Origin of the sequence: Exiguobacterium sp. SH31 (assembly GCF_001816105.1) — a bacterium.
GTDB lineage: Bacteria > Bacillota > Bacilli > Exiguobacteriales > Exiguobacteriaceae > Exiguobacterium > Exiguobacterium aurantiacum_A.
This window is the reverse complement of sequence record NZ_LYTG01000027.1, coordinates 1-7,793: the sequence shown is the minus strand read 5'-3', so window position 1 is coordinate 7,793 and position 7,793 is coordinate 1. Positions and strand designations below refer to the sequence as shown.

The following is a 7,793-nucleotide window of genomic DNA, read 5'->3' as shown; positions in this document are numbered from 1 at the left end:
ATCCGGGTGAGCATACGACACATTCATCCGCTGACGCTAGGCGTCTTGTTCGGTACATTTTTTGCACGGCTGTCGACGTTTTTTGTCATGCCGTTTTTTGCGATTTATCTCGCGACGCTCGGTTTCTCGGCGAGCGTGATCGGGACGGTGTTCGCGACGTCGGCATTATCCGGTCTATTTATGAGCTTTTTCGGGGGGACGCTGTCTGACCGCTACGGGCGCAAACAGCTGATGTTGATCGGTATCGGTTTGAACGCCTTGACGTTTACCGGTTTCGCACTCGCAACGGAGCTCGTTTGGTTTTACATATTTTCGGTATTGATGGGCGTTTCACGTTCATTCCTTGAACCGGCGTCTCGGGCCTTGATCAGCGACACGACGCAACCCGACCAGCGTGTCATCGTCTATAACGTGCGCTACTTCATGATCAACATCGCTGCGGCGATCGGACCGCTGCTTGCGGTCGTCTTGTCACTTACTGGAGCGAAGAGCGCATTCTTCGTCGTGACCGCCGTCTATGTCCTTTACGGCCTCGTCATCTCGACGTTGTTCCGGAAGTATCCGTTTGAAGAAGGGGACGGCGTCAAAGTGCGGCCGCGCCTGACGGAGACGTTCCGCGTGTTAAAAGAAGACAAGACGTTCCGCTTCGTCATCATCGGCATGATCTTCGCCATCATCGGCTACAGTCAATTCAATTCGACGTTGCCGCAGTTCATCGCGTTTCACGACGGATTCAGTGACGGGTCGCGCCTATTCGCTTATCTGCTGACGGTCAACGCGATCACCGTTCTCATCGTGCAGTATCCGATCATGCGGTTCGGTATTCGCGTCTCGCCGATCAAGTCGCTGTTCTTTGGGATCGCGACGCTCTCGATTGGGCTGTTGTTAATCGGCTTTGCTGCCGAGGTGTGGGTATTGTTCGTCGCGATGGTCATCTTCACGGTCGGAGAAGTGCTCATGTTCACGATGACGGACGTGTTGACAGACGATTTGGCACCGGAACATTTGCGCGGCACGTATTTCGGGGCGATGGGGTTGACGGCACTCGGTCAATCGATCGGGCCGGTCATCGGCGGACTGCTGCTCGACGGCTTCGACAACGAGTCACTCCCTGTATTTGGGAGCCTAGCCGTTCTGACCGCGTGTGGCGCCTTCTTCTTCACCGGCGCGCTACGGGAAAAACAAGCGAATTCGGTTCAAGTCGAGGAAAATGTTGGATAATGTCTTGATTTCCCGATATTCTCATTCTCAACATTTATGTTTTATTGAGAATGAAATATAAGGTGAGTCGCTTGAAATAAAAAATTGCCTAGATTAAGATTAGAATATATCTAATCTACGCCAAAAATGGCGAGAAAACGGAAGGGGTATCCGAATGTCTAACGTACCACACATGAAAATTGATGACCTCCGCGTCTCAATCGAAGGAAAAGAGATCGTCAAAGGTCTTAATCTTGAAATTAAAGGTGGCGAAATTCACGCCATCATGGGTCCTAACGGGACTGGTAAATCAACACTCGCATCTGCCCTCATGGGTCATCCATTGTACGAAGTGACAGGAGGAAGCGTCGACTTGAACGGAGAAGACGTCCTCGAGATGGAAGTAAATGAACGTGCGCAAGCAGGCATGTTCCTCGCGATGCAGTATCCAGCTGAAATCAGCGGAGTCACAAACGCCGACTTCTTGCGCTCAGCGATCAACTCGCGCCGCGAAGAAGGCGAAGAAATCTCACTTATGAAATTCATCCGCGAACTTGATTCGAAGATGGGCGTTCTTGAAATCCCTTCAGAAATGGCACACCGCTATTTGAACGAAGGCTTCTCGGGCGGAGAGAAAAAACGTAACGAGATCCTTCAAATGATGATGATCAAACCAAACATCGCGATTCTTGATGAGATTGATTCAGGTCTTGATATCGATGCGCTCAAAGTCGTCGCTAAAGGCGTCAACGAAATGCGCAGCGAAGAGTTCGGCTGCTTGATCATCACGCACTATCAGCGTCTCCTCAACTACATCGAGCCAGATTTCGTCCATATCATGATCGACGGTAAAATCGTCATGTCGGGCGGCAAAGAGCTCGCACAACGACTCGAAGCAGAAGGTTACGACTGGGTGAAGCAAGATCTTGGGATGACAGTAGACACAGAAGCGTAAGGGGGCTGTACGATGACCGTACAATTTGAATTAGATGCACAAGCAGTAGCGGCACGTGCAGAGGCGCTCGGTGGACCAGCATGGATGGTCAACCGACGTAAAGAAGCAGCAGAACTTGCGCCGACTCTCGCCTTGCCTAAAGTTGAAAAGATCAAGATTGATAAATGGGATTTCGTAAGCGGAGACGTCGAGCTCGCGAAGCTTGACGGGTTGACGCCTGAAATCGAAGCATTGCTCGGAGACCACCGGACAAACGTGCTCGTTGAACGCAACGGTCATGTCGTCTATAACGAACTTACGATGCCAGAAGGCGTCTTGTTTATGGGAATCCAACAAGCAATGGAACAACATCCAGACCTCGTCGAGAAATACTTCATGACAGAAGGCGTTCGTATTGACGAAGATCGCTTGTCTGCCTTGAACGCAGCGCTCACGAACGGTGGGGCTTTCTTGTACGTCCCGAAAAACATGCAATTGAAAGACCCGCTTCAAGCCATCTTTACGATGGAACAAGCGAACGGTTCGTTGTACCACCATACGATCGTCGTCGCCGATGAAGGCAGTGAAGTGACGTATGTCGAAAGTTTCTTGTCGAACACGAATGAGCCGCACACGGTCAACGCCGTGACGGAAGTGTTCGTCGGAGCGAACGCGAAAGTCGTATTCGGTGGGGTCGACCAGCTCGCTGAGTCAGCACTCACGTTCATGAACCGCCGCGGTGTCGTCTACGAGAACGCTCACCTAGATTGGGCGCTCGGACATATGAACGACGGCAACACGCTCGTCGAGACGAAGACGCATCTCGTCGGAGACAACACGTACTCGAACACGAAAGCAGTCACGATCGGTCGTGGCGCACAGAAGCAAAACTTCAACATCCGGACCGACCACTTCGGGAAGTCTTCGGAAGGGTTCATCTTGATCCACGGTGTTCAAAAAGACTCGGCAACAGCGATCTTCAGCGGGACATCGATGATTCATCACGGTGCCTCGAAGTCGAACGGTGTCCAAACGGAACGCGTTCTCATGTTATCTGAAAAAGCACGGGGTGACGCCAACCCGATCCTCCTCATCGATGAGGATGACGTTATGGCCGGCCACGCCGCTTCAGTCGGACGCGTCGACGACATTCAGTTGTACTACTTGATGAGCCGCGGTCTGTCACGTAAAGAAGCAGAACGTTTAATCATTCACGGATTCTTGAACCCGGTCGTCGAGCAACTCGCGATCGAGTCGGTCAAAGACCGTCTCCGTGAAGTCATCGAAGGGAAAGTGCGTTAAGATGATTGATGCCTCGATTCGTAAACAGTTCCCGATTTTAGATCAGGAAATCAACGGCCATCCGCTCGTCTATCTCGACAGCGCGGCGAGCTCCCAAAAACCGCTTGCTGTCATCGAGGCGATCGAGGATTACTATCGCCGCATCCATTCGAACGTGCACCGTGGCGTCCATACGCTCGGCACGCACGCGACGGATGCGTATGAAGGGGCGCGGGAGCGCGTCCGTTCATTCATCAACGCCTCAGTACCGGAAGAGATCATCTTCACGCGTGGGACGACGACGGCGATCAACCTTGTCGCTTCAAGTTACGGGGACGCCAACGTCAGCGCGGGAGATGAGATCGTTCTCACACCGATGGAACACCACGCGAACTTGATTCCGTGGCAACAGCTCGCCAAACGCACAGGTGCGAAACTCCGTTACGTCGAAATGACGCCAGACGGTCGGATCACGCTCGACGCGGTGCGGGAAGTGTTGTCGGACCGGACGAAGATCGTCGCCATGAGCCACGTCTCGAACGTGCTCGGCACGATCAACCCGATCGCGGAAGTGGCGCAACTCGCCCACGAAAAAGGCGCGGTCATGGTCGTCGATGCGGCGCAAAGCGCACCGCACCGGAAGCTTGACGTCCAAGCGCTCGATTGTGACTTCCTTGCCTTCTCTGGCCATAAGATGCTCGGTCCGACCGGGATCGGTGTCTTGTACGGGAAGAAACAGCTGCTTAAAAACATGGAGCCGGTCGAGTTCGGCGGTGAGATGATCGATTACGTCGACTTGTATGAGTCGACGTGGAAAGACATCCCGTACCGCTTTGAAGCGGGAACGCCGATCATCGCCGGTGCGGTCGGTTTGGCTGCCGCCATCGACTTTTTAGAAGACCTTGGTCTCGAGAATGTCGAGGCGCACGAACGGGCGCTCGTGACGTACGCCATCGAACAGATGCGTACGATCGAAGGGATCGAGATCTTCGGTCCTGAGGAGCGCGTCGGGCTCGTCACGTTCAACTTGAACGACGTCCACGCCCACGACCTTGCGACCGTCTTGGATATGCAAGGGGTCGCGGTACGGGCCGGTCATCACTGTGCCCAGCCGCTCATGCGCCTCCTGAAGCAATCATCGACTGCCCGAGCGAGCTTCTACTTGTATAACACACGAGATGAAGTCGATCGCTTCATCGAAGGGTTACGTCAAACGAAGGAGTATTTCAATTATGAGTTTTAACAATCTCGACATGTTGTACCGACAAGTCATCATGGATCATTATAAAAACCCAAGAAACCGTGGCGTCATCGAAGATGGCGTGACGATCGACTTGAACAACCCGACGTGCGGGGATTCACTCCGACTCCAACTTCAAGTCGAAGACGGAATCGTGAAAGATGCCAAGTTCGAAGGGGAAGGCTGTTCGATCAGTCTCGCCTCGGCGTCGATGATGACCCAAATCGTAAAAGGCAAGTCTGTAGACGAAGCGCTCCAATTGGCGAACATCTTTTCACAGATGGTCCAAGGGAAAGACTACGATACAGACACGTTCGACCTAGGCGACATCGAAGCGTTGTCTGGTGTCTCAAAGTTTCCGGCTCGCATCAAGTGCGCCACGCTCGCGTGGAAAGCGCTTGAAAAGGGAGTCGACGAGGAAGCGTAAGTAGAAGGAGGAGACCGATATGGCGAAAAACATGCCAGACGTTGGCGATTATAAATATGGCTTCCATGATCGAGACATCTCGATTTTCCGTTCAGGCCGCGGCTTGACGAAAGAAATCGTTGAAACGATCTCGAACATGAAAGAAGAACCGGCATGGATGCTCGAGTTCCGTTTGAAATCACTCGAACAGTTCCGCAAGATGCCGATGCCGACATGGGGCGGCGATCTCACGTCACTTGATTTTGACGAGATCACGTACTACGTCAAACCGTCTGAGAAGACGGAACACTCGTGGGACGAGGTTCCTGAAGAAATCAAACGGACGTTTGATAAGCTCGGAATCCCGGAAGCGGAACAAAAATACTTGGCGGGTGTCTCGGCTCAGTACGAGTCAGAGGTCGTCTACCATAGCATGCAAGAAGACTTCGAAGAAAGAGGTGTCATCTTCAAAGATACGGACACTGCTTTGAAAGAAAACGAAGACTTGTTCCGTGAGTATTTCGGGAAATTGATCCCGCCGACGGACAACAAGTTCTCAGCACTCAACTCGGCCGTCTGGTCAGGTGGCTCGTTCATCTATGTGCCAAAAGGCGTGAAACTCGAGCAACCGCTCCAAGCCTACTTCCGAATCAACTCGGAAAACATGGGTCAATTCGAGCGGACGCTCATCATCGTCGACGAGGGCGCTTCGGTCCATTACGTCGAAGGATGTACGGCACCGGTCTACACGACGAACTCGCTTCACTCTGCCGTCGTCGAGATCTTCGTCAACAAAGACGCATACTGCCGCTATACGACGATCCAAAACTGGGCGAACAACGTCTATAACTTGGTCACGAAGCGTGCCGTCTGTGAAGCCGGCGCGTCGATGGAGTGGATCGATGGTAACATCGGATCGAAACTCACGATGAAGTACCCGGCCGTCATCTTAAAAGGTGAAGGCTCACGTGGGATGACGCTCTCGATCGCACTCGGCGGTAAAGGGCAGCACCAAGACGCTGGGGCGAAGATGATTCACCTCGCACCGAACACGTCGTCGTCGATCGTCTCGAAGTCGATCTCGAAACAAGGCGGAAAAGTCTCGTATCGCGGAATCGTCCACTTCGGCCGTAAGGCGAAAGGTGCCCGTTCGAACATCGAATGTGACACGCTCATCATGGACAACGAGTCGACGTCGGACACGATCCCGTACAACGAGATCTTGAACGACCAAGTCTCACTCGAGCACGAAGCGAAAGTCTCGAAAGTGTCAGAAGAGCAACTCTTCTACCTCATGAGCCGTGGTATCTCGGAAGAAGAAGCGACCGAGATGATCGTCATGGGCTTCATCGAGCCGTTCACGAAAGAATTGCCAATGGAATATGCGGTCGAAATGAACCGTCTCATCAAGTTTGAGATGGAAGGTTCGATCGGATAACCGCATAAAATCAGTGTTTTGGAGAGTTTTTGGTGGTGACGATTCGTTCTAACCCTCAATCAGCCCTCAAAGTTGACGGCGGAGCATCCATTGGATGCTCCGTTTTCTTTAAAGGACGGTCGTATTTTGTCGAACGAAACTTGTGGAAACCAACACCTTAAATTGTGGTATTGTGTACCAATTTTTCTGTCTGTTCGATATGATTAATTAAGATTGATTGCAAGCGGGGGTCGAAAATGAAGAAACTGTCTTTTGGAGATGACACTACCGTCATGAAGGCTTATCATGGTACCTCCCTGAAAAACGCAGAATCTATCATGGAAAACGGGTTCTGGCCATCGGTTGGCGAAAAACACTGGTTAGGTGATGGAATTTACTTTTTCAGAGAAGATGATGCCCAAGCAAGGGTGTGGGCTTACCACGAAAAGCATAATTTAATTAAAAAAAGAAAATATCGCGAAGCAAAGAAGTATAAAGGTTGTGTATTTGAGTGGAAGGCTATCCTATCGGGAGAAGAGTTCTTAAACCTAGATACTCGATCAGGTGCTATTTATTATAGTGAACATCTCGAAGAGTTCATGGAGATGATTGATGAAGAAGGGATTCAGGTCCCGGGAAACTGGTGGTATTTGAACTCGCTTTTCTATGAAGGAATTGACGAAAAATTTAAAGTCATCCAACGAACTTTTTCGGTTCCTAGCGTATATGACAAACATGACACCACGATATTCAACACTTTAATGTTTTTGCCGATAAAAACAGGGAAAAACAAAGAAGAAGTAGAAGTACCGAATATACCTACTCATTTAATTAACGGATGCCAAGTGGTTGTGAGAGATTCACAACTCATTTCACAAGAGGCGTTGAAGTGGTTAGCTTGCTAAAATGATGTAGGTTTTGTTCTATTTTCGTTTGACGATGTAGGACTAGGAGGAATGAGCAGTGAACAGAGAAGAAAGAAAAAGAAAAATGAAAGAAAAGTTGATTCAAAAGCTCGAGAGAGATGGTGTTGACTACACAATCGGAGCAAAGGGTGAAGGGAAACTTATTGTTATCGAAGACGGTAAAGTGCTAGGAGAACTAGGTTCACCTCTCCCCCAAGAAGAAATCATTTCTATTCTTGTAAGGTCGTCACAAGAATCAGAAGTCGAACCGATTTTGTCCGAGGACATTCTTGTCGAAAACTTCTACACTATGCTGATTTCTGACAGTGGGTCTATCGAAGAAATTGGTTTGTTCGATCAACACGTGACTTCAAGTCTAGAAATCAAAATTGAACATCCGAGCAAAATGT

General features: G+C 50.6%; 8 protein-coding genes. All 8 read left to right on the top strand.

The genetic code is table 11. From position 1 onward, the window contains the following. On the top strand, positions 1 to 1,221 hold a 1,221-nt coding region (locus A6395_RS03730), incomplete at its 5' end, for an MDR family MFS transporter (RefSeq protein WP_286203275.1). A 172-nt stretch (positions 1,222 to 1,393) separates the two neighbouring features. Then, positions 1,394 to 2,155, top strand: coding sequence for a Fe-S cluster assembly ATPase SufC (sufC, locus tag A6395_RS03725; RefSeq protein WP_131441427.1), 762 nt, complete (start codon positions 1,394 to 1,396; stop codon positions 2,153 to 2,155). A gap of 12 nt (positions 2,156 to 2,167) precedes the next feature. Next, on the top strand, positions 2,168 to 3,436 hold the full coding sequence (gene sufD / locus A6395_RS03720; protein ID WP_071397919.1) for a Fe-S cluster assembly protein SufD: 1,269 nt from the start codon (positions 2,168 to 2,170) through the stop codon (positions 3,434 to 3,436). Between the two features lies 1 nt (position 3,437). Then, a complete protein-coding gene (locus A6395_RS03715) occupies positions 3,438 to 4,658 on the top strand; it encodes a cysteine desulfurase (protein ID WP_071397918.1) in 1,221 nt (406 codons plus the stop codon). Beyond that, positions 4,648 to 5,082: a Fe-S cluster assembly sulfur transfer protein SufU gene (sufU, locus tag A6395_RS03710; RefSeq protein WP_070328745.1), complete on the top strand. Its 435-nt coding sequence runs from the start codon at positions 4,648 to 4,650 to the stop codon at positions 5,080 to 5,082. The genes A6395_RS03715 and sufU overlap by 11 nt, the downstream gene beginning before the upstream one ends. A 19-nt stretch (positions 5,083 to 5,101) precedes the next feature. After that, positions 5,102 to 6,499 (top strand): Fe-S cluster assembly protein SufB, encoded by a 1,398-nt coding sequence (gene sufB / locus A6395_RS03705; RefSeq protein WP_070328746.1) that lies wholly within the window; start codon positions 5,102 to 5,104, stop codon positions 6,497 to 6,499. 272 nt (positions 6,500 to 6,771) lie between these two features. Continuing rightward, positions 6,772 to 7,383 (top strand): poly(ADP-ribose) polymerase family protein, encoded by a 612-nt coding sequence (locus A6395_RS03700; RefSeq protein ID WP_145963124.1) that lies wholly within the window; start codon positions 6,772 to 6,774, stop codon positions 7,381 to 7,383. Positions 7,384 to 7,441: 58 nt separating this feature from the next. Next, positions 7,442 to 7,793 (top strand): hypothetical protein (locus A6395_RS03695; RefSeq protein ID WP_149038965.1); only part of this gene is annotated, 352 nt, incomplete at its 3' end.